Source organism: Xenorhabdus sp. TH1 (assembly GCF_037260955.1).
GTDB lineage: Bacteria > Pseudomonadota > Gammaproteobacteria > Enterobacterales > Enterobacteriaceae > Xenorhabdus > Xenorhabdus griffiniae.
In genome coordinates, this window is record NZ_CP147734.1 from 943,083 (window position 1) to 967,432 (window position 24,350).

25 protein-coding genes and 1 pseudogene are annotated in these 24,350 nt (G+C 45.0%); 17 read left to right on the forward strand and 9 right to left on the reverse strand.

The window, feature by feature from the left end; all coding sequences use genetic code 11:
* Positions 1 to 177: 177 nt before the first annotated feature.
* Positions 178 to 360: pseudogene (locus WDV74_RS04080) on the reverse strand (transposase); the annotation flags it as partial.
* A gap of 56 nt (positions 361 to 416) precedes the next feature.
* Here WDV74_RS04080 and WDV74_RS04085 point away from each other — a divergent pair.
* Positions 417 to 1,589, forward strand: coding sequence for an RNA-guided endonuclease TnpB family protein (locus tag WDV74_RS04085; protein WP_338884786.1), 1,173 nt, complete (start codon positions 417 to 419; stop codon positions 1,587 to 1,589).
* Positions 1,590 to 1,880: 291 nt separating this feature from the next.
* On the opposite strand, the gene WDV74_RS04090 is transcribed toward WDV74_RS04085, so the two are convergent.
* The 8 genes from WDV74_RS04090 to cobA all read right to left on the reverse strand — a co-directional run bounded on the left by WDV74_RS04090 (position 1,881) and on the right by cobA (position 9,151).
* Positions 1,881 to 2,948: a PfkB family carbohydrate kinase gene (locus tag WDV74_RS04090; protein WP_338884788.1), complete on the reverse strand. Its 1,068-nt coding sequence runs from the start codon at positions 2,946 to 2,948 to the stop codon at positions 1,881 to 1,883.
* 411 nt (positions 2,949 to 3,359) lie between these two features.
* Positions 3,360 to 4,637, reverse strand: a complete 1,278-nt coding sequence (locus tag WDV74_RS04095; protein WP_338884790.1) for an insecticidal delta-endotoxin Cry8Ea1 family protein — start codon at positions 4,635 to 4,637, stop codon at positions 3,360 to 3,362.
* A 77-nt stretch (positions 4,638 to 4,714) separates the two neighbouring features.
* Entirely contained in the window at positions 4,715 to 5,134 is a 420-nt protein-coding gene (locus tag WDV74_RS04100) for a JHE-like toxin PirA (protein ID WP_338884792.1), read from the reverse strand.
* Positions 5,135 to 5,618: 484 nt separating this feature from the next.
* The gene (locus WDV74_RS04105; RefSeq protein ID WP_338884794.1) at positions 5,619 to 6,020 is read right to left on the reverse strand and encodes a VOC family protein; all 402 of its coding nucleotides are present in this window, start codon (positions 6,018 to 6,020) and stop codon (positions 5,619 to 5,621) included.
* 30 nt (positions 6,021 to 6,050) lie between these two features.
* A complete protein-coding gene (locus WDV74_RS04110; protein WP_338884797.1) occupies positions 6,051 to 6,404 on the reverse strand; it encodes a tRNA-binding protein in 354 nt (117 codons plus the stop codon).
* A gap of 66 nt (positions 6,405 to 6,470) precedes the next feature.
* Positions 6,471 to 7,331, reverse strand: coding sequence for a GHMP kinase (locus WDV74_RS04115; protein WP_273570450.1), 861 nt, complete (start codon positions 7,329 to 7,331; stop codon positions 6,471 to 6,473).
* Positions 7,324 to 8,397, reverse strand: coding sequence for a threonine-phosphate decarboxylase CobD (gene cobD, locus WDV74_RS04120; RefSeq protein WP_338884799.1), 1,074 nt, complete (start codon positions 8,395 to 8,397; stop codon positions 7,324 to 7,326). Before cobD ends, WDV74_RS04115 begins: the two co-directional genes overlap by 8 nt.
* A complete protein-coding gene (cobA, locus tag WDV74_RS04125; RefSeq protein WP_338884801.1) occupies positions 8,390 to 9,151 on the reverse strand; it encodes a uroporphyrinogen-III C-methyltransferase in 762 nt (253 codons plus the stop codon). Before cobA ends, cobD begins: the two co-directional genes overlap by 8 nt.
* A gap of 748 nt (positions 9,152 to 9,899) precedes the next feature.
* Between cobA and WDV74_RS04130 the strand changes: the two genes are divergently transcribed.
* From WDV74_RS04130 to cobT, 16 genes are all read left to right on the forward strand, one after another.
* Positions 9,900 to 11,294, forward strand: a complete 1,395-nt coding sequence (locus WDV74_RS04130; RefSeq protein WP_338884803.1) for a cobyrinate a,c-diamide synthase — start codon at positions 9,900 to 9,902, stop codon at positions 11,292 to 11,294.
* Positions 11,291 to 12,250 carry an adenosylcobinamide-phosphate synthase CbiB gene (gene cbiB, locus WDV74_RS04135; RefSeq protein WP_338884804.1) on the forward strand — a complete coding sequence of 320 codons (960 nt, stop codon included), beginning with the start codon at positions 11,291 to 11,293 and terminating at the stop codon, positions 12,248 to 12,250. Before WDV74_RS04130 ends, cbiB begins: the two co-directional genes overlap by 4 nt.
* Positions 12,251 to 12,262: 12 nt before the next feature.
* Positions 12,263 to 12,904: a cobalt-precorrin-8 methylmutase gene (locus WDV74_RS04140; protein ID WP_338884805.1), complete on the forward strand. Its 642-nt coding sequence runs from the start codon at positions 12,263 to 12,265 to the stop codon at positions 12,902 to 12,904.
* A complete protein-coding gene (cbiD, locus tag WDV74_RS04145; protein ID WP_338884806.1) occupies positions 12,897 to 14,060 on the forward strand; it encodes a cobalt-precorrin-5B (C(1))-methyltransferase CbiD in 1,164 nt (387 codons plus the stop codon). Before WDV74_RS04140 ends, cbiD begins: the two co-directional genes overlap by 8 nt.
* Complete coding sequence (locus WDV74_RS04150; protein ID WP_338884807.1) at positions 14,057 to 14,677, forward strand: cobalt-precorrin-7 (C(5))-methyltransferase; 621 nt, start codon at positions 14,057 to 14,059, stop codon at positions 14,675 to 14,677. Before cbiD ends, WDV74_RS04150 begins: the two co-directional genes overlap by 4 nt.
* Positions 14,674 to 15,258 carry a decarboxylating cobalt-precorrin-6B (C(15))-methyltransferase gene (locus WDV74_RS04155; protein WP_338884808.1) on the forward strand — a complete coding sequence of 195 codons (585 nt, stop codon included), beginning with the start codon at positions 14,674 to 14,676 and terminating at the stop codon, positions 15,256 to 15,258. The genes WDV74_RS04150 and WDV74_RS04155 overlap by 4 nt, the downstream gene beginning before the upstream one ends.
* Positions 15,251 to 16,054, forward strand: coding sequence for a cobalt-precorrin-4 methyltransferase (locus WDV74_RS04160; RefSeq protein WP_338885530.1), 804 nt, complete (start codon positions 15,251 to 15,253; stop codon positions 16,052 to 16,054). Before WDV74_RS04155 ends, WDV74_RS04160 begins: the two co-directional genes overlap by 8 nt.
* 34 nt (positions 16,055 to 16,088) lie before the next feature.
* Positions 16,089 to 17,165, forward strand: a complete 1,077-nt coding sequence (gene cbiG, locus WDV74_RS04165; protein ID WP_338805363.1) for a cobalt-precorrin 5A hydrolase — start codon at positions 16,089 to 16,091, stop codon at positions 17,163 to 17,165.
* A complete protein-coding gene (locus WDV74_RS04170) occupies positions 17,159 to 17,884 on the forward strand; it encodes a precorrin-3B C(17)-methyltransferase (RefSeq protein ID WP_189759941.1) in 726 nt (241 codons plus the stop codon). The genes cbiG and WDV74_RS04170 overlap by 7 nt, the downstream gene beginning before the upstream one ends.
* The gene (locus WDV74_RS04175; RefSeq protein ID WP_338884809.1) at positions 17,881 to 18,666 is read left to right on the forward strand and encodes a cobalt-precorrin-6A reductase; all 786 of its coding nucleotides are present in this window, start codon (positions 17,881 to 17,883) and stop codon (positions 18,664 to 18,666) included. Before WDV74_RS04170 ends, WDV74_RS04175 begins: the two co-directional genes overlap by 4 nt.
* A gap of 23 nt (positions 18,667 to 18,689) precedes the next feature.
* Complete coding sequence (locus WDV74_RS04180) at positions 18,690 to 19,481, forward strand: sirohydrochlorin cobaltochelatase (protein ID WP_273570462.1); 792 nt, start codon at positions 18,690 to 18,692, stop codon at positions 19,479 to 19,481.
* Positions 19,478 to 20,236: a cobalt-factor II C(20)-methyltransferase gene (locus WDV74_RS04185; protein WP_338884811.1), complete on the forward strand. Its 759-nt coding sequence runs from the start codon at positions 19,478 to 19,480 to the stop codon at positions 20,234 to 20,236. The genes WDV74_RS04180 and WDV74_RS04185 overlap by 4 nt, the downstream gene beginning before the upstream one ends.
* Positions 20,237 to 20,272: 36 nt before the next feature.
* Positions 20,273 to 21,823, forward strand: a complete 1,551-nt coding sequence (locus WDV74_RS04190; protein WP_273570464.1) for a cobyric acid synthase — start codon at positions 20,273 to 20,275, stop codon at positions 21,821 to 21,823.
* The gene (gene cobU, locus WDV74_RS04195; protein ID WP_338884812.1) at positions 21,820 to 22,365 is read left to right on the forward strand and encodes a bifunctional adenosylcobinamide kinase/adenosylcobinamide-phosphate guanylyltransferase; all 546 of its coding nucleotides are present in this window, start codon (positions 21,820 to 21,822) and stop codon (positions 22,363 to 22,365) included. The genes WDV74_RS04190 and cobU overlap by 4 nt, the downstream gene beginning before the upstream one ends.
* Complete coding sequence (gene cobS, locus WDV74_RS04200; RefSeq protein ID WP_338884813.1) at positions 22,362 to 23,120, forward strand: adenosylcobinamide-GDP ribazoletransferase; 759 nt, start codon at positions 22,362 to 22,364, stop codon at positions 23,118 to 23,120. The genes cobU and cobS overlap by 4 nt, the downstream gene beginning before the upstream one ends.
* Positions 23,121 to 23,235: 115 nt before the next feature.
* A complete protein-coding gene (cobT, locus tag WDV74_RS04205; RefSeq protein ID WP_338884814.1) occupies positions 23,236 to 24,309 on the forward strand; it encodes a nicotinate-nucleotide--dimethylbenzimidazole phosphoribosyltransferase in 1,074 nt (357 codons plus the stop codon).
* Positions 24,310 to 24,350 lie beyond the last annotated feature (41 nt).

Sequence of the window (24,350 nt, forward strand, 5' to 3'; positions counted from 1 at the left end):
GCGAAAAGCCCGTAGGGCTTTAAAGATCAATCAGGTGTTGTCTGGCTTTGAACATAGGCTCTGAGTATTTCAATCGTTGCTTGTATGCGTAAGTTACTGGTCATTTTCAATGCAATGATAAAAACAAATAAACCGTGGGATGAATCTTTCCACATGGTTTAAAGCGAAAGACAGTTGCTCAATAATTTCACATTCGAGTTTTGCGGCAGCAGAAGCAAAAGCATGCCGCAACTGTTCTATCATTCGTCCATCAAACAGTTTACGGCGGTATTTTGTCGTAAAAATCAGATGCACAACAAGTTTGCTGACACTGTGTCGTTTACGGAGGAACCCTGCCAGTAAATCATCGTGATTACTCAATTGATATACTCCATTAACCTGTTAAAATAAAAGTCTTATATCAATGAGCGCTGACCATGTTAAGAGCCACAAAAGTACGCATTTATCCGACACCGGAACAGGCTGGGTTTCTCAATGCCCAGTTCGGCGCAGTTCGTTTTGCGTACAACAAAGCTCTGCACATCAAAAAACAGGCTTACCAGCGCCACGGTGTCAGTTTAAGCCCCCGTAAAGATCTGAAACCGCTGTTGGCAGTCGCGAAAAAATCCCGTAAATATGCCTGGCTCAAAGCGTATGATTCCATCGCATTGCAGCAGGCGGTCATTAATCTTGATGTGGCTTTTTCCCATTTTTTTAATCCGAAACTGAGAGCGCGCTTTCCGGCATTTAAAAGTAAGCATGGAAAACAATCAAGCTATCATTGCGTTGGGGTTAAAGTGCTTGATAGCGCGATCAAGATCCCGAAAGTTTCACCGATTGAAGCGCGTTTACATCGTGAAATGACGGGCTCCTTGAAAAGTATCACGCTGAGCCGCAGCGCAACGGGGAAATATTATGCGTCAATACTTTGCGATGACGGGACAGAAGCGCCGGCGAAACCCACATTGATATCAACTGTTACGGGTATTGATATGGGACTCTCGCACTACGCCATTAAATCGAATGGTGACAAAACCCCGAATCCCCGCCATCTCATCAATGCCAGCCGCAACCTGCGACGTAAACAGAAGGCGTTGTCCCGTAAGAAAAAGGGGAGTGCGAACCGTCGCAAAGCCCGTATACAGCTTGCGGGTGTGCATGAACGGGTAGCCAATACCCGTGCTGATTTCCAGCATAAACTCTCCCGCACAATTGTTGACGAAAGCCAAGCGGTCATTGTGGAGACACTGAAAGCAGCAAATATGATGAAAAATCATCATCTGGCACGTGCTATCGGCGATGCTGGATGGTCTGGGTTCATCACAAAACTGGAATACAAGGCCGCAGAGAAAGGGGTGCATCTGGTGAAACTGGATCACTGGTTTGCCAGTTCAAAAACCTGTCACTGTTGTGGCCACAAAATGCCAGAAATGCCGTTAAATAAGCGAATCTGGCAATGTCCTGAATGCGGAGTTGAACATGACCGCGATATCAACGCGGCAATCAACATCGAACGCAAGGGCATACAGGAATTATGTGCGGCGGGACTCGTCGTGCAATCTGCCCATGGAGGCCAGCGTAAATCCGTCATACAGACGGTTGCGGCCTAGGAAGTGGGAAGCCTTGCCCGACAGGGCGGGGAGCAGTCACTTTTTGGCTCATACTTTCCGTTTAATTAACTTTGTTGGTATTATTTGTTGTTAATTCATTATGATAATGCTGATTTCACGCCGCAAATTCTAGCAAAAAATAGCATTGGTGTTGATATGTAATGCCATGACGGTACATGAATATCTGGATTATACTTTGATATCAATGAATTGCCCTTTAACTTCGGCCTGGCAGGTGCGATAGGAATGATGAATCCAGTGTTTGATATCAGGGGATTTTATTTTTGTCGTTTAAAAATAAATACGATTCTTAGGAAGTATCTCAATATTTTCTGAAGAGAGTGTTAGTGCTGAACATTGCTGTGCAAAGCGAACACTTTCTTTCAGTTCCATGCCTTCTAACCAGCAATGTACAAGGCCAGCCATCATGGCATCACCCGCACCATTGGCATTAACAATATGGGTATTGATTGCACTTGAACATCCTGATGTATTATCCATTTCACTGTAATAAACACCTTCTGCATCCATACTCAAAATTAAGCGCTGGACGCCTTGTTGATGAAACCAGTGTGCCGCAACAGCGGCATCTTTTGGAGTTTCAATTTTTATGCCGCTAAGGATCTCTGCTTCAGTTCGGTTGGGTTTTAAGGTATGGATCTGTGATAGAAAATGGCGAATTTTGGCTGCTTTAGATCTTGAAACCGTATCAACAAAAATTGGCACATTACCGGAATGATTAAATAGCCATTTTAGGGCTTCTTCAGTTAAATTACAGTCAATTACTAACACATTAGCATGCTGAATTAAAGATTTAGCTTGAGATAATAACGTAGGGGTTAATTTTTCCAGAATGCTCATATCATTAACAGTAACAACACATTTCCCATTTTCATCTATAACAGAGTTGCACATTGACGTTTTTTCACCCTCTAATTGATAGAAATAGTTAACATTAACACCAGCCGATTTTGTATGATCAAACAGTGCGTTGCCATTGGCATCGTTACCGATAACGGAAATTAAATAACTTTCTTTTTTCAATAGCGAAATATTTTGAGCGATATTTCTCCCTACGCCGCCTGGCGTAGAAATAATTTTCCCTGGGTTGGAATCTTCATAAATTAATTTGGCTGAGGCATAGCTTGTTAAATCTATATTCGCTGCACCAATAGTCACAGTATAAACATCGTTAGATAAAATATACCCTTTGCCTTTAATATAACCTTTTTTACTTAGGTTCATAATATGTCCTGCAACACATGAGCGACTGATTCCGAGAATATCAGCAATTTCTTGTTGCTGAATGAAAGGATCACGCTTTAGAAGTTGCAATATCTGGTTTTCCCTTTTTGACATATCATACCTTTGGTTGTTTTTTTGTTCTGATGTTTTATTTCATGTCTGACAGACAGTAAAGACTATTTTTATATTTCTTTTTCATTATGAGAATATGATCGTAAGATTGGTAAAGCCAGCAAATGACATAAAAATGTGATGTTTATCTCGAATATTATGCTGAAAAATTCATAAGAATCAGGTAACTAAATACATCAAGTGAGTAAACTATATTTTATCCTATTATAATTTATTTTAAATCAGTATGTTGGATTGATTTATGGAAACTACAAACATATGTTTGGTTTTTATGATTTGTTGATTTTCATGGCGAGGTTAGACTGGGGTACATAATGAGAAAAAATTATCCCTGGTTACACAATTAGCGATGTAACCAGGGGGGATCTAAAACTCAAGTTCCATTAGTCGATATTATTTTTTATCAGCTAACAGATGGTACGAAACGGCAATACCTGCAGCTTGACCAGCAAGTGAAGGTTCATCGCTGGCTAAATACAGCCCTGCAATATAGTGACCATCAACAGCATATTTTCTGTATTTTGTCGCGTAGCGCTCACCGATTCTGAGTTGACGCCCATCACTTAATGTAAATAAAGCTTCATCAACAGCGCCATTGCCCCATACTTCCAACCTGTCGATAACACTGTCATTGAGTTCAATTGAACTGGTTTCTGATGTTACTGTGCCGAGTGTATAGGATGAACCGTTGGCAAATGTGATTTTAATACCACCCACTCTAGGGGCATTGCCAATTCTTTGTACGTACCCAATCAACGATTTGATTTTATTGTATTTTCCATCGATTAAAGATGGCTTGAAGGGTTCCTGCATTTGATCGTCTTCTGTCAAGGCCTGAATTCTCGTCTTATTAGTAGGACGATCAAATACGGTTGAATAACTGATAGTTTTAGGATTGAAACCACTTTCCAGGCTATTATTTTGTAGATGTTCAATTAATTCAATACACTCTAAACCGTGTAATAAACAATATCCTCTTACAGACAATAAATTATTAGTGACACTTACTGCTGTTGATGTGTTTATGGCATCGTTATATTCATTGGTATACATCGTATGGATGTAATTCTTGGCTTTGTCAACCAATTTGTCGATAAGTTGTTTTAACTCATTGACTTCAATATCTGTCAGCCCAATATCATTTTTCTTCTCTATCCCCATTTTCCAATAAGGGATCTGTAACATAACCGTGTTAGTGTACATCGGCAGGATCTGGTAGTTTGTTTTATTATCAAAAGACTTGAATTTTTCATCTATACTCACTAAATATCTGGCCAGGAACATATATGCATCATGGCTTTCTTGGCTGCCAGGTGAGGTTTCCAGCATGTATTGCACATGCTCCATTTTTCCTTTGATCTCTTGTATATCTCCATTAAGTATTCCTTTAATAGTTTGTAGAACGGCATTCTCTATCATTTGCTCTACTTTTTGGAGAATTTGCTCCCAGGTGTTATCTTTCTGTTGAGGCCAAAATAGCCCTAACAGGAAGGACATTGCGGGACCTGATCCTGGAATAAAACCTACACCACCAATGATGGCATCCTTTATAATTGATGACATATCCCATTCATAATCGGGAGTAGACATTGTATAAGGTGCTATAAGCATAATGTCAGTGAGTACAGGCAATGTTTCATTTTCAGATATATTATTCGGTGTGGTATTCATGATTTTATTTCACCTTAATTACTTAGTTAAATAATTATGAAATTAAAACTTATTAGTTATAAATTTTTTTCGTATTGTTATTTATTATACCCAGTAACAAAGGCTCGTTTATCTGTATTATTATAAATGACGACTTTGCTGTAATACACAGAGTTGCTTGGTGATTTTAATATGCCGTCTTCTCCAGCTTTCACTGTGATAGCGGAATATTCGAACCATTCAGATGTGAAAGAATGAGACCAATAAAAAACAGCCCTGACTGATGAAGCGGGGCCAGAATTGGCTACGTAGTAATTAGGGCGTGTTTCGGGAATAATGGGGGTGTCAATTCTTATTGCCTCTATAGATGAGTGTGGCTCTATTGTCATATCCCTATAAGGATTGACAGCAAGAGGTTCTGATGCTGGTGTGTTGGTATTATAAGTTAGTGGCTCAGGATTAGAGTCATTATTATTTATGATGGTAATGTTACTGCTGCTTATATTGATTGTGTTCATAAGATGTTATCCTATTTTAAACATTGGTTAAAATATGGTTTTGTGTTGATTTTAATATTTAGTTTATCGTTTTACGGTATGTTTTCTCGGGTTATTCTAAACATATTGTTATGGCAGAATAAAATATAAAAAATGTAAGTTTGATTTAAAAAACATACTGTATTATTGAAATGCTATTATTAGTATTTGAATGTGGTTAATATTTATTAATGGGAGTGGGTAAGTAATAGTATTTCTATTTTAAATAAGATCAATTTATTTATTGATGAAAGATATAAGCAGTGTTCTTGTTAATAATGTTAATTTATTTTTACCAATCAGTGTTAGTATAATTAAATATATACGCATTAGACTTCAAGTTGCAATTGACAACACGATATGAGACCTAACTTATCCCCGCTTAGTGGGGAGAAATCACACACATATTGAAGTTAGATTGGTATAGCCCAATATAATTGGGCTAACAGTCATATTTATAAGTGCTCTAAGCAACCGAATTCTGATATAAATCCCAACGGTTTCCATAAATGTCTTCAAAAACGACGACCATGCCATATTCTTCCTGACGGGGTTCCTCACAAAAATGGACGCCATTTTCTTTCATTTTGTGATAATCACGCCAAAAGTCGTCAGATTGCAGGAACAAGAATACCCGTCCACCACATTGGTTACCAATAAATGCTTCTTGTTTTTCGTTAGAGGCTCTTGCCAGCAGTAAGTTACAGTCACTTTCCGGGTTTGGCGTGACAACAACCCATCTTTTTCCTGGCTGTGGCGTATCTTCTACTAATGTAAATCCCAATTTATTGGTGTAATAATCGATAGCCCTATCATAATCATCTACAACAATAGCGACGTAACCCATACATCTTTTCTGTGTTCTCATGGTATTCCTATTATTTTACGACTCAAAAAATTACAACATTCGGGTGCCTAATTTTACGTTTTTTTCTGGCTGGATAAGGACGGTTCCTTGTTCGTCACAAACTGCGGCTAAAACCAAAACTTCAGATTTAAACCCCGCCACGCGCCTTGGGGGAAAATTCACTACTGCCAGTATCTGCTTACCGATTAATTGTTCTGTTGTGTAGTTTTGGCATATCTGGGCAGAGCTTTGTTTCTCGCCGATGTCACTGCCAAAATCGATATAAAGTTTATAAGCGGGTTTGATAGCTTTTTCGTTTTTTTCTGCTTTGATAATTTTGCCAATGCGAATGTCGAGTGACATGAAAGCGTCAATTGTAGCGGGTGTCAGAGTTGTATTTTCCATAGGGTTTAATTCATTGTTTAAATTATGTTATTCATAATAAGGAAAATGTGAAGATATGTATAGATTTCAGCGAACACCCCCCGCAATGAGTTTAACCTGGTGAGTTTTTGGGTAGTGCTCAGAAATCTTCTTTTGATGCAGCCACCAGCGTAGGTAATTGACGTCATGGCGATGTGAGTCGAACAACAGGCCGACGACACTGCCACTATGGGCAACGTTTAGGCCATAGATACCCGTTTGCTCGACCAAATCCCGTAGTTGATCAAAACAGGGTTTCGGTAGTATCGATTGGCTGGCGATGGCGCTTAACGTGCAAGCCTCCCCAAGGCGGTCATAGTCATGCCGTTGGTTCGCGGTATGAAATTGCCACCAGGCATGTTGGAATAAAAGGGCGTTATCCCGCCATTGTGCGTGATGATCCTGTTGGTGATATTCTTCTGTCAAAATGGTTTGTGGGCTTTCCAACAGCAAAATATCGATATCAGGTTGCCAATCGAAGGGAATTTGGGTCTGGGCGGTGAGATGGTCAAACAAGGTCAATCGTTTGAATATTGTACTGTCAGTAGGCTCCAGTTTGACACAGAGTTGTGCTAGCTCCGTGCTTTCCAGTGACTTACCCAATAATCTGGCGGTGGCTTGGGCGGTAGCAGCAATATCCGCTGTGCTGCTGGCCATGCCTTTGGCGATTGGAATTGTCGATTGATATTCAATACGCAAGCCAGCAGTCAATTCTGGTGGTTCCTGCCAGTAATTCAGCAGTAAATTTACCATTTGGCGCATACGTGGCCGTTCATGTGGTATAGGAATGCCTTCACTCACGGAAACACAACTGAACCAGTTGATTGGACAGGAGATTAACTTTTCTCCCCCAAACAGCCATCCTTGTAGCAGTTCTCCGCAGGAAGCGGGACAAGAGGCTTCAGCCATAGGCAAAAACCTGTTGCATCGCTGCAATTAGGCGCTGATTTTCCCACTCACTGCGCACGGCTATGCGATAGTAACGTTCGTCTAACCCGACATAATTTTTACAATGGCGAATTAACAACCGATATTTAAGTAAAGCATGCCATAAATCAACATTGGGCTTATGACAACGGAAGAACAGAAAATTAGCCGATGGCGGCCAGACAGTCAGTTCTGGGAAAGTTAAAAGCTGGATCCATAGATAATGTTGCTGTGATGTTAGCCATTGATGTGTTGCAGCAATATAGTCATGTTCATCAAACAAAATTTCTCCCACCCGCGCAGCAAAGGCATTCATTGACCATGGTTCACGCCGGTTTTTCATCTCTGTAATCCCTGCGATATTTCCGCTGATTAAATAGCCCAAACGTAATCCGGGAATGGCAAAGAATTTGGTCATTGAACGTAATACATAAAGATGCTTAGTGACAGTCACTTGCGGAATCAACCCTCGATTCTCAGGGAGAAAATCAATAAAGGATTCATCGACAATCAATGCAATCCCTTGTCGTTCACAATGTTCCACTAGCGATTGCATAAACGGATTGTCCGGCATTAATCCGGTAGGATTATTGGGTGTGGCGATAAAAACGCAATCGGGTTGAATTGTGGAAAGCGTATTCAGCAGGCGTAAATCAGGTTGAAATCCGGCTTCCTCTTTTAATGGATAGTCGATAATTTCTGTGCCAATTTGCTGCAAAGCTCGTCGATATTCAGCAAATCCTGGGATAAGGAGCAAGGCGCGCTTAGGATTGAGATAACGGGTGACAGCATAGATCAGTTCTGTTGCACCATTGCCTGCGATTACTGAGTTGTAATCGCATTGATGGGCCTCTGCTATCGCCTGATGCAAGTGGCGATATTCCATATCTGGGTACTTTTCGATGTCGGCGAGACTGTTTTGGATCAACACCTTAACCCGTTCTGGCGCACCTAATGGATTGATATTGGCACTGAAATCAATCAGCTCATTGGCTGGAAGGCCATATTGTTGGGCAATGCCGATGATATTGCCGCCATGTTCACTCATAGATTGCTCCGTAAGTGGGGAGGAAGGAAAGCCTTGTTCCTAAATTGACGACATCACCAACCACAATCAATGCGGGTGCATGTAAGTTCTTCTCTTCCGCTTTTGCAACCAGGGTTTCCAGTGTGCCTATCACGCTCTCTTGTGTGGGATGGCTGGCATACATGATCACAGCAGCAGGTGTTGTGGGGGATTTACCATATAGCATCAATTGTTGGCAGATCTCCATCAGGCGGGTCATCCCCATTAGAATAACCAATGTGCCTTCCAATTGGGCGAGTATCTGCCAATTCTGTTGTTCATTGCCTTGAGAAGTGTGTCCAGTCACAACGTGGAAACTCGATGCATAATTGCGGTGGGTAATGGGAATACCGGCATAGGTTAATCCACCAATTGAGGAACTGATCCCCGGAATGACTTCAAATTTGATGCCATGTTGTGCCAGCACTTCCGCTTCTTCCCCTCCACGGCCGAAAACATAGGGATCGCCGCCTTTTAAGCGCACAACCCGTTTTCCCGCCTGCGCATGTCTGACCAGAATTTGATTAATCTCGTCTTGTGGGATGGGATGGTAATCATGTTCTTTCCCAACATTAATAATTTCACAGTGGTCGGATACCTGGGCAATAAGTTCAGGATTGACGAGACGGTCATGAACAATGACATCCGCAGATTGAATACAGCGTAATCCTTTGACTGTAATTAAACCTGCATCACCAGGGCCTGCTCCCACTAACCATACATTGCCTTTATTCATTGAATTACCTCTATGGAATTAAAATATAAATCATCAAAGAGAAAAATATATTTTCATCAGGATAGTGAGCCTCTGTTTTTTGTTTTTATAAAAGTTTGTTTATTCTATCTTATATTTTTTTATTTATTGCTTTATGGATGATTTCTTCTTGTTCTTATGAGCAGTGTTATGTCGGTTTCAGTTTTTTATAATTATTACTTTAATGCGGTGTAAGTGAATTTGATTTATGTCAATATTCGTATTATTAAGTGTAAATTAATTTAAATTTGAATTTTGTTGTCCGTTGTTAATATTTTTCTATATGAATGTTTCTTTATATCATCAATGAATTTATTTTTAATTAATTCAATGCATTGTAATTATATTTTAATTGCTGGGATTGTGGTTGTGTATTAGTTTTTATTGTATTAAAAATAAAAATTGTTTTTAAGGATTTATAATCATGAACAAGATCACAAAAATAATAGAGGGTGTTTTTATAAAAATGAAAAATGTGTATTTTTAAAATAAATTTATTTCTTTGTTTATTTTTATGTGCAATTGATATTGTGATAACTCTTTTTGTTAAGTTGCTTATTTGTTACGAGATAAAAGGTGGCATTATTCATGGAATATTAATTGTTTTGTCGAAATCGAACTAAACGACGTTTATTTGATAAATATCAATGAATGAGAAGCTGTGTTGCAGATTTAAAACTAATACCGATTTTAACACCAATACAGAATTTAAATGTTTTGGGGTAAGCATATGCAACAGAAACATGCTTTTGTCATTGCAGGTACAGGTAGCGGGTGTGGTAAAACCACCGTTGCTCTCGGCATCATGCGAGCCTTGATGAACCGTTCACTGCGGGTACAGCCGTTTAAAATCGGGCCTGATTATCTGGATGGTGGCTGGCATTATGCTGTGACGGGCGTTGCTTCACGTAATCTTGATGCTTTCATGCTACCCGAACTCATCCTGAATGGTTTGTTTAACCAAGTTATGGCTGAACAAAATATTGCCGTAATTGAAGGGGTGATGGGGTTATATGATGGCTATGGTACTGATCCCAATTATTGCAGTAGTGCGGCAATGGCAAAGCAACTTGGCTGTCCAGTGGTTTTATTGGTGGACGGGAAGGCGGTTTCCACCTCAATAGCCGCTACAGTGATGGGATTTCAGCAATTTGATCCAGCGGTCAATATTGTGGGCGTGCTGATCAATCGCGTCAATCGCGATAGCCATTTTCAGTTATTAAAGCAGGCAATTGAGGGCTATTGCGGTATTCCTGTTTTGGGGCGGTTGCCGGTGATGCCAGAGGTTACCCTTCCTTCCCGCCATCTCGGTTTGATCTCTGCGCAAGAGCAAGTCAGCCAACGCGAAGAATGCTGGATTCGCTTGGCTCAGCAGATCGAAGCCTCAGTGGATTTGGATAAGTTGCTGACATTAACCCAGCTATCTTCCTTGCCAAAAGGCAATATTGATTCCCTTGTTGATCCTGTGATGGGGCAAGGCTTAACGCTGGCTCTGGCAGAAGATGAGGCATTCTACTTCTATTATCCTGATAACCTGTTGTTGTTGGAAAAAGCGGGTGTGACTATCAAACGGTTTAGTCCCCTGCATGATCATTGGTTACCTGAATGCCAGATGATCTATTTGGGGGGCGGATACCCTGAGATTTATGCTCAGGCCCTGTCTTGCAATCATGCCATGCATACGGCATTACGTCAGGCGCAGCAAAAAGGCATTCCCATTTATGCGGAATGCGGCGGTTTGATGTATCTCGGCGATACCCTGATTGATGCAGATGGTGTACGGCATGGCATGGTAGGGTTGATTGCCGGTGAAAGCCAGATGGGAGATCACCTGAAACGCTTTGGTTACTGTGAAGCCATGGCGCTGTGTGATACGCCTTTAGTGGCGAAAGGGGAAACGTTACGCGGGCATGAATTCCATTATTCGGATTTTATCACGGCCCAATCACCCGTTTTTCAGTGTATTAAATGGAGTGATCCAAAAGAAACCTTAAAAACAGTGCAGAAAAGCTGGCTGGGTGGTTACCAGAATGGCAATACCCTGGCGAGCTATCTGCATATTCATTTTGCTCAACGCCCCCATGTGCTCCAGCGTTGGTTGATGATGGCACGGAGGCTGTTATGACCGTCTTATTGTGGTTTGCGGCTTTTATTCTGGATATGAAATTGGGTGATCCTCCCCATTGGCCGCATCCAGTGCGCTGGATGGGACAACTTACCAACCAAATTGAGCAACTTATTCGCCGGATTTGCCAAACTGAAACCGACTTGAAATGGGGTGGTGTACTGTTATGGCTGGTGGTTGTAGGGAGTGGCTGGCTGGCGAGCTATTGGGTTTTGCAATTGGCCTATGGCGTGACGTTCTGGCTGGGATGTTTGGTTGAAGTTTGGCTGATTTATACCGTATTGGCCGGACGTGGCTTAGGCGATGCGGCAAACGCTGTTTATCAGGCATTGCGTCAGGGAGATTTAGCGGCCAGCCGTCAACAGCTTGGCAAAATTGTCGGTCGAGACACTGGCCAATTGCAAACACCACAAATCAGCCGTGCCGCGATTGAAACCGTGGCAGAAAACAGCGTGGATGGCGTGATTGCTCCATTGTTCTTCTTAATGCTTGGTGGTGTTCCACTTGCCATGGCTTATAAGGCAATCAATACCCTTGATTCAATGGTGGGCTATAAAACACCCCACTATCGGGCATTGGGGATGTTTTCGGCACGTATGGATGATGTGGCGAATTGGCTGCCTGCCCGTTTGGGCTGGCTTCTGCTGGCAATGGCCGCGAAATGGCAGGGATTGAATTTTAGGCAGGCGTTACGCATTGGCTGGCGTGATCGTTACCAACACAGTAGCCCCAATAGTGGCTGGCCGGAAGCAACTGTAGCAGGGGCATTGGGTATCCGTCTTGGCGGGTCGAATGTCTACTTTAATCAGCTTGTCGAAAAGCCGTGGATTGGTGATGCAAGGCGTGAAGTCACGCCTAATGATATCCCACAGTCTGTTCAGATGATGGTGGTGGCATCCGTGATAGCACTCCTGCTGTTTGCGCTGCTGCATAGTCTGGTCAGTGTAATGGTGTAAGGAGGGAACAGCATGAATGATTACATCCGTCAACCCCAACAGATCGAAAGTAATAGCTTTGCCATTATCAGCCAGATTATTTTCGGATCGTGGCCTGATTATCGTTTTGTGGATGCGGATCAAGAAGCGGTGATCAAACGGGTGATCCATACCACGGCTGATTTTGACTGGCTTGATATTCTCTATTTTTCCCCTGATGTTTTGCGCCATATTCGCGACGGTATCTTGCGTGGTTGTACGTTATATACCGATACGACAATGGCGCTATCAGGCATCAATAAAACGCGTCTGGCTCAATATGGCAGCGAATGCCGTTGTTATGTCAGCGATCCCCGCGCCATACAAATGGCAAAAGCCCAGCAAATCACACGTTCAATGGCAGCAGTCGATCTGGCCTTGCAAGAAGCGGGGGAGAAGATTTTTGTCTTCGGCAACGCCCCGACTGCGCTGTTTCGTTTGATGGAACATCAAGTTGCCCCGATTGCTGTCGTTGGGGTGCCAGTTGGGTTTGTCGGCGCAGAAGAGTCAAAAAATGTCCTGATCAATAGCGGGTTAAATTGCATTGCAGCAAAAGGGCGTAAGGGGGGCAGTAATATTGCTGCCGCCATTATCAACGCCATTCTGTATCGGATGCCGGAGGTCAGGCATGAATGAAATCAGTGATACGCAGGCCAATGACCTCGGAATGGTTTGGCATCGGGGCAAGCAGTATCGCAAGGGCTACACCACGGGATCTTGTGCCACAGCCGCTGCCAGGGTTGCTGCATTGATGATCTTGCGCCAGCAGATTATTCACCAGGTTTCGATTGTCACGCCTTCTGGTGTCACCTTGGCTTTGAATGTCGAACAACCCTTGATTGAGGGACAGCAGGCGGTTGCCGCTATCCGTAAAGACGGTGGCGATGATGTGGATGCAACCCACGGTATGTTGATTTTTGCCCGTGTTTTCCTGAATGACAGCGGTGTGATCACACTGGATGGCGGTGAAGGCATTGGCAGGGTAACGCGAGTGGGGATTGGTTTGCCGATAGGTTGGGCAGCCATTAATAAAACCCCTCGCCATACCATCGAGGAAGCGGTACGGGAGGTCATCGGTTCGCACCGTGGGGCAGATATCGTCATCTTTGCTCCAGAAGGCGAGGAACGGGCGAAGAAAACCTATAACGACAGATTGGGAATTAAGGGGGGCATTTCGGTTATTGGCACGACAGGCATTGTGACACCGATGTCGGAAGAGAGCTGGAAACGTTCTCTGGCACTGGAATTAGAGGCCAAACGTGCCGCTGGGTTGGATCGCATTATTTTTGTACCAGGAAATCACGGTGAGCGTTTTGTCAGTCAGCAGTTGGGTATTGATGCGAATTATGTCGTCACAATGAGTAATTTTGTCGGTTATATGTTGCAGGAAGCTGTGCGTCTGGAGTTCCGCCATATCGTTCTGGTAGGACATGTCGGCAAGTTGGTGAAAATCGCTGCCGGTATTTTTCATACCCACAGCCATATTGCTGATGGTCGCATGGAAACTCTGATTGCCAATCTGGCCTTGATAGGAGCACCTTTCGAACTGATTCAGGCCGTGGATCAATGTGATACCACCGAAGCGGCCATTGAGTTGATTGCAGAACGGGGCTGGCAGGCTGTATACCAACAGATTGCCCGGAAAATCTGCGGGCGTATTGACCAAATGCTACGTTTCGCCAGTGGTAAGCCGCAGTGTGATGCCATTCTCTTCTCTTTTGATAACCAGATCTTGGGCTGCAATCGGCCTGTGGATTCGATAGTGAAGGATTTTATGGAGGATTGCCGATGATCACCGTTGTTGGTATTGGCCCTGGCGCCGCTGCAAACCAAACACTGGCGGCGTTGGACGCTATCAGACAGGCGGAAGTATTGGTCGGAGGAAAACGCCATCTTGCCGAATTTCCTCATTTCAACGGGGAAACCCGCCGTTTGGATGCTGATGTGGATGGATTGATGCAATGGCTTGAACAGAATCAGCATCGGCAAATTATTGTGCTGGCATCGGGTGATCCTCTCTTTTATGGCATTGGCAAACGGATCACTGAGCATTTTTTTGGACAAAATATCCGCATTATCTCTGGCATCAGTTCAATCCAATATTTATGCGCCCAAATTTTGCTGGATATGAACGACATTTATCTCACCAGCAGCCACGGGCGCAAACCGGATTTTGATTGGCTCCTGCAACACGAAAAAATCGCCATGGTAACGGATGACGCCATTGGCCCTTACCAGATTGCGCAAGAAATTCTGGCACGCGGGCAGCAGCGGCGCATGGTGATTGGTAAAAATTTATCCCATGAACATGAACAAATTATTTGTTTGCAGGCGGAACAGGTTGTGCAACGCGGCGACATTGATTATGGCCTGAATGCAGTGGTGATTTTAAATGGTGAACCTGAATGAAAGATGAACTGTTTTTGCGCGGTCATCGCATCCCCATGACCAAAGAAGCCGTTAGGGCGCTGGCATTGGAACGATTGGAACTGGAAAAAGCCCACCGTTTTATCGATGTTGGTGCAGGTACAGGTAGCGTCAGTATTGAAGCGGCCTTGCGCTATCCCGCATTGGATATTCTTGCCATCGAACGCAAGGAAGAGGCCCTGTTATTGCTTGCTGAAAATATTCGGCATTTTGGCTGCCATCGGGTTTGTATCCAGTCTGGTATTGCCCCTATTCCATTGGACAACACCGTGGATGCTATTTTCATTGGCGGAACGGGAGGGTATCTGACAGAAATCATTGATTGGGCATTATTGCACCTGAACCCAGGTGGACGTTTAGTCATGACTTTTATCCTGCTGGAAAACTTCACGCAAGCATTATCGCACCTGAAATTCTGTCGGGTGACAGCGCTTGATGGGCGTGAAATTCAGGTGGGAGAACTGACGGCACTAGGGCAAGGACATTATTTCAAACCCAACAACCCCACTTATTTACTGTCCTGCCAGAAAGAGTCTGAGCAAAAGGAGGGGGATGATGCCTGAATATATTAATTCTGAACCGATAGATAACGTCAGTTTTGATCCTGAAAAAGTCTGGTTTGTTGGTGCGGGGCCAGGGGATAAGAGCTTGATTACCCTGAAAGGCTATCAATTATTACGTCAGGCGCACGTGGTGATTTATGCCGGCTCGTTGGTTAATCGGGAGTTACTGGATTATTGCCGTGCAGATGCCGAATGCCATGACAGCGCGAGATTGACGTTAGCGGAAATCACGGCATTGATGGTGAATGGCGTGAAAGCGGGCAAATTGGTGGTTCGCCTGCAAACGGGGGATTTATCGCTGTTTGGCTCCATACGTGAACAGGCAGAAGAACTGGCAAATCATGCTATTGGTTTTGTTTCTGTGCCGGGAGTGAGTTCGTTTCTTGGGGCTGCTGCACAGTTGGGCGTGGAGTACACCGTGCCCGAAATCGCGCAAAGTTTGATTATCACTCGTATGGAAGGCAGAACGCCAATGCCGCCACGGGAAACGTTGGAAGCCTTCGCTGCTCACCAAACTTCAATGGCGATCTTCCTTTCGGTACAAAACATAACAGAGGTTGTGGCTCGGTTGATTCAGGGAGGATATGGACAGGAAACCCCGGTTGCGGTGGTTTACAAGGCAACCTGGCCGGATTGCCAGATAGTGCGGGGAACATTGGCGACGATTGTTGAACAGGTACGCAGCGCCGGCATCCGTAAAACGGCCTTGATCCTGGTAGGGGCTTTTCTTGGCGAAGAGTATCACTACTCGAAATTGTACGATGCGAGGTTCAGCCATGAATACCGTAGCGCCTAACTTAATCTTATCTAAGACTGAGTTACCTAAAATAATGTCACCTAACAAAGAATATGCCTTGTTTTGCCTGACTGAAGGGGGAATGGCATTGGCTCGTCGTTTGCGAACTCACTTAGCGGTGGATTGTTTCACTTCCCCGGAATTGGTGGCGAGTGACGTTATAGATGGCGGTAACGGGTTCAAAGCATTTGAAGGCGGTTTTGCCAATACGGTACGCAAGGTATTCACCCAATATGGTGCGTTGATCATGGTTGGCGCGACGGGGATTGCCATTCGGATTATCGCTCCTCTGCTCAAGGACAAAATGACTGATCCAGCGGTCGTCGTATTGGATGAAAAAGGGCAGTTTGCTATCAGTTTATTATCAGGACATATGGGAGGCGCGAATAAACTGGCACAACAGATTGCAGATATTCTCGATGGTCAGGCGGTGATCACCACTGCCACCGATGTTAACCAAGTTGCCGCATTGGATCTGTTATCGCAAGAAATTGATGGGACAATGGAGAATTTCCGGACGAATGTCAAAACCGTTAACCAAATGCTGGTTAATGGCAAGCGGGTAGGAATATGGTGGCACCCGAACTTAAGTGATGAAAAAGATCGCTATGACACGCGTGGGTTTATTCCCGTTGACTCTCTGGAAGAGCGGCCTGAGCTGGATGCTCTGGTATACATCAGCTATGAACGGACAAATCTGGCACTGGCAATCCCGACTTTTAAATTAATCCCCTGCCGTATTGTTGCAGGCATTGGTTGCCGGCGGGGTGTGGAAGCGGAGCGGCTCGCCGAATTATTAGATCGCCATCTGGCGGAACATAACCTTGAATCTTTGGCGTTAAAAGCCGTCGGCAGTGTTGAACTGAAAAAAAATGAACCGGCGTTAATTCAATTGGCACAAGAGCGCCAAATTCCATACCAAATCTTCTCTGTTAATCAGCTTGCTCAGTGTGAACAGACATTTCCGGTTTCTGAATTTGTCCGAAAAACAGTGGGCATAGGCTGTGTCTCCCAACCTGTGGCCTGGCTAATGAGTCAGGGGCATCTGGTTGGCCATACCCTGCGTGAGCAGGGCGTCACCATCACATTAGGAGTATTGCATCCATGTTAACAGTCATTGGAATTGGTCCCGGCAGTGAAGCCATGATGACGCAGGAGGCGATTGCGGCATTGAAAGCGGCTGACATCGTGGTGGGTTACAAAACCTATACCCATCTGGTGAAACCACTGGTCGGTGATAAAGAAGTTATCAAAACTGGCATGTGCAAAGAGATTGAACGTTGCCAGACAGCCATTGAGTTGGCCGAGCAAGGTAAAAATGTGGCAGTAGTTTGTAGTGGTGATGCGGGTATTTATGGCATGGCAGGCTTGATTTTGGAATTGGTCAGCCAGCAAAAGCGCAATGTAGACGTTCGGTTGGTGGCGGGAGTGACGGCAAGTACGGCTTGCGCTGCCTTGCTTGGTGCACCATTGATGCATGATTTTTGTCATATCAGCCTAAGTGATCTGCTCACCCCGTGGGAGGTCATTGAAAAGCGGGTTCAGGCTGCGGCAGAAGCCGATTTTGTGGTCTGTTTCTATAATCCGCGCAGTCGCGGACGGGAAGAGCATTTGGCACGGGCATTTTCCTTGATGGCGCCGTGGAAATCACCAGAAACGCCCGTTGGTGTGGTGAAAGCGGCAGGGCGCAAACAGGAAGATAAATGGCTGACGACTTTTGGCTCGATGGATTTTTCCCGTGTTGATATGCGCAGTCTGGTAATAGTGGGTAACCAGTCAACGTATATACGTGATGGCCTGATGATCACGCCGAGAGGATACAAGCTATGAGACAACCATTGATTCACATTTTTGGCGGTACGAGCGATGCCCGCCAGATTTGTGTGATGATGGATGTTGCCGGAATAGATTATGGCTTATCAGTGGCAACGCCGACGGGAGCACAGCAGGCGATGGGGGTTCGCGGTGAAATTGTTACCGGCAGGATGGAAGCCGAAGAGATGGCCGAATATTTGCGAAAGCGGGGGACGAAAATGGTCATTGATGCGTCCCATCCTTATGCTGAACGGCTGAGCCAAAACATTGTCGATGCTTGCCAAACGCTAGGCATCCCTCTTATTCGTTATATTCGTCCCAGCGATATTGATGCTATTGAACATCCCCTTATCTATAAAGTGGCAACTATTAAGCAAGCGTGTGAAATAGCAACCAGTTTGGCAACCCGTATTTTGCTGACAACCGGCAGTAAGCAATTGGCCGATTACGTGGCGCACCTGCCAGGAAAAACCGTACTGGCCCGTGTATTGCCCACCGCAGAAGTTTTGGCGCTGTGTGAATCTTGTGGTTTGTCAGTTGATCAGATTTTTGCCCTGAAAGGGCCATTCAGTGCCGATTTCAATCGGGCATTTTACCAGTTTTGTCAGGCAGAGGTTGTAATTACCAAAGAATCTGGTGAGCAAGGAGGATTCAGGGAAAAAGTGGAGCCTTGCCTTTCCCTTGGGCTGCCCTGCATTGTGCTCTGTCGCCCAGGGCAGAAATTTGCCGGAGAAGGGATCACGCAGGCCAATGGATTGGAAGAGATGGCACAGTTATTGGCGAATTTTGGTACGTAAATAAACCAATAAGGAAAAGCGAAATGAAAAAAGCATTATTGGTGATAAGTTTCGGAACCAGTTATCCCGAAACGCTGAAAAACAATATTGAAGCCTGTGAGCAGCAATTAGCCTCAGTGTTTCCAGACAGGGAACTATTTCGGGCCTTTACCTCTGGCATGATCATTCGCAAATTGCGTCAGCGCGATGGCATTCACATTGATACTCCCCACGATGCACTGACCAGATTGCATCACGCAGGTTATCACGATGTTGCTGTTCAATGCCTGCATATCATTAATGGCGATGAATATGAAAAAGTGCGGCGCGAGGTTGAGAAATTTCGCCCTCGTTTTAAGCGGTTGGTGCTGGGTACGCCTTTGCTTAGCCACTTTGATGACTATCTGCAATTGATGCGGGCACTGCGCCACCAGCTTCCGCGGTTGGCAGAGAATGAATGTGTCGTTTTTATGGGACACGGTACAACCCACCCGGCTTTTTCTGCCTACGCCTGTTTAGATCACCTGATGAGCCACTCCCATTTTCCGGCACGGGTAGGCGCGGTCGAAAGTTACCCCGAACTTCCTCTGATCATCAAAGGATTAAAAGAGCAAAAAATCCGCAAGGCTTATTTGATGCCATTGATGCTGGTGGCAGGCGATCATGCCACTAATGATATGGCTTCCAATGAAGACGACTCCTGGAAATCACAGTTGGAGGATGCGGGAATTGTTGCGATCCCCTGGTTACAGGGATTGGGAGAAAACCCGATGATTCGGCAGATGTTCGTCGATCACCTTGCCTATGCGCTTAATGATCAGGAGAAAGCCTTATGAACGAAACAGTAACAGCAGGAAAACTGTATGTTATGGGTGTTGGCCCAGGAGCCAGTGATCTGGTGACTGTACGGGCTGCGCGTATTCTTTCTGAGCTTGATGTGATCTATACCCCGACGGGAAAAAAAGGCACCAAAAGTCTCGCCCACTCCATCATTGAAGAATACCTTTCGCCGAACACTCACGTTTGCACTTATCACTTTTTAATGAAAGCCGACATGTCAGCAAAACAAGCGGTGTGGGACGAAGTGGCGCAAAATTTGAAAGAGGAAGTCGCGAATGGCAGGAAAGTCGGTTTTATCACTTTGGGCGATCCCATGCTGTTTAGTACATGGGTATTTCTTTTGCAGCGGTTGGTGTCGCAACAGATGACTTCTCCCTCATGGCTGGAAATTGTGCCAGGGATCACCTCATTTTCCGCTATTGCTGCCGCCAGTGCGATGCCACTGGCGATGGAAGATCAAACATTGGCTGTGATTGCCTGTACCGCTTCTGAAGCTGTCTTAGAGCAAGCATTACTCAATTACGACTGCATTGTCCTGATGAAAGTCTACTCGCGTTTTCCCCAGATCAGTGACCTGCTGCAACGTCACAATCTGTTAGAACATGCGTTGATGATGGCTGATGCGACTTTGCCGACTGAGCAATGTTGGCATAATCTCGCCACACTGTCTTTCAGCGAAAAAGAGAGGATGCAGAAATTATCATATTTTTCAACGATTTTGGTTAATAAAAACGGGCAGTTATCAAGGTAAGTAGTGAGGGTGGGTTAAAATACAGGAGAAAATAGAATGACATTATCGCTGATGGTTCAGGGAACGGCATCTGATGCGGGTAAAAGTGTGCTGGTAGCGGGATTTTGTCGGATATTTGCCCAAGATGGCTATCGCTGCACTCCCTTTAAGTCACAGAATATGGCGCTTAATTCTGGGGTTACCGCAGACGGTAAAGAGATGGGACGAGCGCAGATATTTCAGGCGGAAGCAGCAGGGATTGCGCCGGATGTACGGATGAATCCTGTATTGTTAAAACCCACCAGCGATCGCAAGGCCCAGGTGGTTTTTATGGGGAAAGTGATGTGCAGCATGAATGCGGTGGAATATCACGAATATAAGCCGCAATTGCTCCAGCAGATTTTGATGGCATATAACGGGTTAGCGGCAGAAACGGATATCATGGTGTTAGAAGGGGCAGGCAGTCCGGCTGAGATCAATTTGCGTGATCGCGATATTGTTAATATGGGGATGGCTGAATTAGTGGATGCTCCAGTCATTTTGGTAGCAGATATTGATCGGGGTGGTGTATTTGCATCCATCTACGGCACATTAGCCTTGCTTAAACCTGCGGAAAAAGCGCGTATCAAGGGGGTGATCATCAATAAATTTCGCGGTGATATCGCCTTGTTGCAATCAGGCATCGATCAGATCGAAGCCTTGACACAAGTACCGATATTGGGGGTGTTGCCGTGGCTGGAGCTTGATCTGGAAGATGAAGACAGCGTCGCGTTACAGGTAGGTAAATATGATCGACAGCAACAAAAAACAGAAGATTGTCTGGATATTGCTGTCATCCAATACCCTCATATTGCCAATTTCACCGATTTCAATGCACTGGCTGCTCAACCGGATGTGTTTTTGCATTATGTCTCCGAACCTTCTGAACTTCAGGAAGCCGATCTTATTATTCTTCCTGGCAGCAAGAATACATTGGCAGATTTGGCATGGTTGAAAAGCCAGGGTTTTGAGCAGGCAATTATCATAGCCCGTCAGAAAAATGTGCCGATTATCGGGATCTGCGGTGGTTATCAAATGTTAGGTAAGCAGATTGTGGATGGCGTGGAATCCGGCTTAACTCAAATGGCCGGATTAGGTTTATTGGATACACAAACCCACTTTGCCAATGAAAAACAGACCGCGCAGGTTGAGGGCGTAGTTATGCCTGCATTGTCGGGTATGCTGAAACTATGCAGCGAACAACCCATTGCGGGCTATGAAATCCATATGGGAACCACTCGGCTTGGCCAGCAGGCAACACCTTTTGCTCAAATACATTGGCGCAATAGTGGGGAAAAAAATGGATTTGAGGGTGCAGTTGCTCAAGATGGGTTGGTAATGGGCAGTTATCTGCATGGCCTGTTTGATCAAAACACGTTTACCCGCCCACTATTAAATCAATTGCGTATCAGAAAAGGCGACGTTCCACTGGAAAATGGAGCGTTTAATTACTTCCAGCACAAAGAAAAACAATTCAATAGATTGGCTGCCAGTATGCGTGAGCATCTGGATATCGCGCGGATTTATCAATTAATGCATGAACACACCTCTGGCGGAGTGATGCCATGATTTTGGTGACTGGCGGTGCTCGCAGTGGCAAGAGTAGCTATGCTGAACGCTTGCTCACTAAACAGTGCGAGCAAGTGTTATATATCGCGACGGCACAGGTCACAGATGAAGAGATGGCGGCGCGTATTAAGCGACATAAACAGGAGCGTCCAGCACATTGGCGAACCTGGGAAGGCCATCAAAATTTAGGCTCTGTTATCCGCCAGCACCGCCAACCCCAAGAGGGCGTTATACTAGAGTGTGTTACCACACTAATTGCTAACTTGTTGTTTGACTTATCGGGTGGTGTATCACCTGATGAACTTGATTTCACCTTATTAGAGGTGATTATCCATCATCAGATTGATGACCTGATTGATGCTAGCTTGATGTGTCCGATGCCAGTATATTTGGTGACCAACGAGTTGGGGATGGGCATTACACCTGAAAATCGACTGGCACGCCATTTTGTCGATATTGCTGGACGTGCCAACCAAAAGTTGGCACAAGCGGCTAAAGAAGTCTGGCTGATAGTTTCGGGCATTGGAGTCAAGATCAAATGAAACTGCATCTTTTTTGGGCCACACTACAGTTTATGACACGGCTTCCGATCCCCAAAAAGTGGGCGACAGGTGTCGATTTTCGTCAATATTGGCGTGGTGTGCCTTATTTCCCGTTGATTGGGTTCATTGTTGGTGGTCTGGCTGGGCTGGTATCACTTTCGATCAGCCAGTCGGGTGGGGGAATGTATATTGGTGCGATGGGTTATGTGTTGGCTTTGGTGTTATTGACGGGAGGGTTACATGTAGATGGACTGGCAGACACATGTGATGGGCTTTTTTCCTCCCGCCAGCGTAAAGAAATGCTGGAAATTATGCGCGATAGCCGACTTGGAACGTATGGTGGTGTTGGGTTAATTTTCTGTCTTGCCCTCAAAACATTCGCTGTTGTTGAATTATCTTATCATCCTCCCTTTTATTTACTTGCCTTGTTGACCTGTGCATCGATTGTCGGACGAACAGCCGTGGTGCTTTTAATGTATGCGCAACGTGACGCCCGTGAAGGCGAGGGAATGGGAAGCAGTTACGTTGGCCAAATTAGCTTCTCTGCAACTACGCTGACTTTGTTGGCTGGTATTGTATTGGTGATGGTGCTGGGGAATTGGCAAACTTTGTCGGCAATGATGGTGTCATTACTTGTGGTTTACGGGCTGGCCCTCTATTTCAATTATCGTCTTGGTGGACAAACGGGCGATACGCTGGGAGCTTCCATTGAGGTAGGGGAAATTGTTTTTTTGCTGGCAATGATTTGGCAATAACGACCTATCAATGCTGTGTGGTCTTTTGCCTTCCAGCAAGGAGTCATCACCATGCGGAATTTACCACTTTGCACGTATTCAACGCTTCGACAGAATGTCGGTTGGATGGATAAACATGACACTACAATCATTGATTGATGCGATCCAACCCTTGGATCGGGGAAATATGGAAAAAGCGGCACAGCACATTGACAGCCTAGTCAAGCCATTGGGAAGTTTGGGGCGTCTTGAAGCGTTGGCGATACAATTATCGGGTATGCCAGGTATTGTTGGCCTACAAAATCTGCAAAAAGAGATTATCGTCATGTGTGCTGATCATGGTGTATATGACGAAGGTGTGGCTATTTCACCTAAAAACGTTACGGCCATACAGGCACGCAATATGTTGAAAGGATTAACAGGTGTTTGTGTGCTGGCGAAAAACAGTGGAACACATGTTTTGCCGGTGGATATTGGCATAGATTGTGATCCTATCGAACATATGTTGTCCCTTAAAATCGCACGGGGCTGCGGTAATATTGCCAAGGGGGCTGCGATGGATTATGGACACGCTGAAATGTTGTTGCTGGCAAGCGCACAATTGGTGCAACAGCGTATTGCAGCAGGAATAACGGTATTTGGTATTGGTGAGCTGGGAATTGCCAATACGACTGCGGCAGCCGCGGTTATCAGTGTCCTGACAGGCAATGATCCCTGTGATGTGGTTGGGTTAGGCGCTAATTTTCCTTCTGAGCGGCTGGCGTATAAACAATCCATTGTGCGGCAGGCTATTGCCATCAATCAACCAGATCACAATAACGCCATTGATGTGTTGGCAAAAGTGGGAGGATTTGAACTTGTCGGCATGGCCGGTGTGATTCTGGGGGCGGCGGCTTCTGGTGTACCTGTGGTACTTGATGGTTTTTTGTCCTACGCATCAGCATTAGCCGCATGTCAACTATCTCCCATCGCACGGGAGTATTGCATCCCTTCCCATCTGTCGGCAGAAAAAGGTGCGGTATTGGCGCTACGATATTTGAATTTGCAACCCTACTTGCATTTAGATTTACGCCTTGGTGAGGGGAGTGGTGCGGCCATGGCGATGTCGCTGATTGATGCAGCCTGCTCGATGTATTGCCATATGGGGAAATTGGCAAGCAGTGGGATCAATTTACCGGCGTTAGAAAGGCCGCACGTAATAGCGCCGTAAATTAAGCCCAAGGGATTAATTTATCGTTATTCTCTTTATGC

What these genes read in the sequence shown, in the direction of transcription:
- cobS (WP_338884813.1), top strand. Translation starts at nt 22,362, where the DNA reads ATGAAACTGCATCTTTTTTGGGCCACACTACAGTTTATGACACGGCTT.
- WDV74_RS04180 (WP_273570462.1), top strand. Translation starts at nt 18,690, where the DNA reads ATGAAAAAAGCATTATTGGTGATAAGTTTCGGAACCAGTTATCCCGAA.
- cobU (WP_338884812.1), top strand. Translation starts at nt 21,820, where the DNA reads ATGATTTTGGTGACTGGCGGTGCTCGCAGTGGCAAGAGTAGCTATGCT.
- WDV74_RS04160 (WP_338885530.1), top strand. Translation starts at nt 15,251, where the DNA reads ATGCCTGAATATATTAATTCTGAACCGATAGATAACGTCAGTTTTGAT.
- cobD (WP_338884799.1), bottom strand. Translation starts at nt 8,397, where the DNA reads ATGAGTGAACATGGCGGCAATATCATCGGCATTGCCCAACAATATGGC.
- cbiB (WP_338884804.1), top strand. Translation starts at nt 11,291, where the DNA reads ATGACCGTCTTATTGTGGTTTGCGGCTTTTATTCTGGATATGAAATTG.
- WDV74_RS04090 (WP_338884788.1), bottom strand. Translation starts at nt 2,948, where the DNA reads ATGTCAAAAAGGGAAAACCAGATATTGCAACTTCTAAAGCGTGATCCT.
- WDV74_RS04115 (WP_273570450.1), bottom strand. Translation starts at nt 7,331, where the DNA reads ATGGCTGAAGCCTCTTGTCCCGCTTCCTGCGGAGAACTGCTACAAGGA.
- cobT (WP_338884814.1), top strand. Translation starts at nt 23,236, where the DNA reads ATGACACTACAATCATTGATTGATGCGATCCAACCCTTGGATCGGGGA.
- cobA (WP_338884801.1), bottom strand. Translation starts at nt 9,151, where the DNA reads ATGAATAAAGGCAATGTATGGTTAGTGGGAGCAGGCCCTGGTGATGCA.
- WDV74_RS04140 (WP_338884805.1), top strand. Translation starts at nt 12,263, where the DNA reads ATGAATGATTACATCCGTCAACCCCAACAGATCGAAAGTAATAGCTTT.
- WDV74_RS04175 (WP_338884809.1), top strand. Translation starts at nt 17,881, where the DNA reads ATGAGACAACCATTGATTCACATTTTTGGCGGTACGAGCGATGCCCGC.
- cbiG (WP_338805363.1), top strand. Translation starts at nt 16,089, where the DNA reads ATGTCACCTAACAAAGAATATGCCTTGTTTTGCCTGACTGAAGGGGGA.
- cbiD (WP_338884806.1), top strand. Translation starts at nt 12,897, where the DNA reads ATGAATGAAATCAGTGATACGCAGGCCAATGACCTCGGAATGGTTTGG.
- WDV74_RS04095 (WP_338884790.1), bottom strand. Translation starts at nt 4,637, where the DNA reads ATGAATACCACACCGAATAATATATCTGAAAATGAAACATTGCCTGTA.
- WDV74_RS04170 (WP_189759941.1), top strand. Translation starts at nt 17,159, where the DNA reads ATGTTAACAGTCATTGGAATTGGTCCCGGCAGTGAAGCCATGATGACG.
- WDV74_RS04100 (WP_338884792.1), bottom strand. Translation starts at nt 5,134, where the DNA reads ATGAACACAATCAATATAAGCAGCAGTAACATTACCATCATAAATAAT.
- WDV74_RS04190 (WP_273570464.1), top strand. Translation starts at nt 20,273, where the DNA reads ATGACATTATCGCTGATGGTTCAGGGAACGGCATCTGATGCGGGTAAA.
- WDV74_RS04105 (WP_338884794.1), bottom strand. Translation starts at nt 6,020, where the DNA reads ATGAGAACACAGAAAAGATGTATGGGTTACGTCGCTATTGTTGTAGAT.
- WDV74_RS04085 (WP_338884786.1), top strand. Translation starts at nt 417, where the DNA reads ATGTTAAGAGCCACAAAAGTACGCATTTATCCGACACCGGAACAGGCT.
- WDV74_RS04130 (WP_338884803.1), top strand. Translation starts at nt 9,900, where the DNA reads ATGCAACAGAAACATGCTTTTGTCATTGCAGGTACAGGTAGCGGGTGT.
- WDV74_RS04150 (WP_338884807.1), top strand. Translation starts at nt 14,057, where the DNA reads ATGATCACCGTTGTTGGTATTGGCCCTGGCGCCGCTGCAAACCAAACA.
- WDV74_RS04185 (WP_338884811.1), top strand. Translation starts at nt 19,478, where the DNA reads ATGAACGAAACAGTAACAGCAGGAAAACTGTATGTTATGGGTGTTGGC.
- WDV74_RS04110 (WP_338884797.1), bottom strand. Translation starts at nt 6,404, where the DNA reads ATGGAAAATACAACTCTGACACCCGCTACAATTGACGCTTTCATGTCA.
- WDV74_RS04155 (WP_338884808.1), top strand. Translation starts at nt 14,674, where the DNA reads ATGAAAGATGAACTGTTTTTGCGCGGTCATCGCATCCCCATGACCAAA.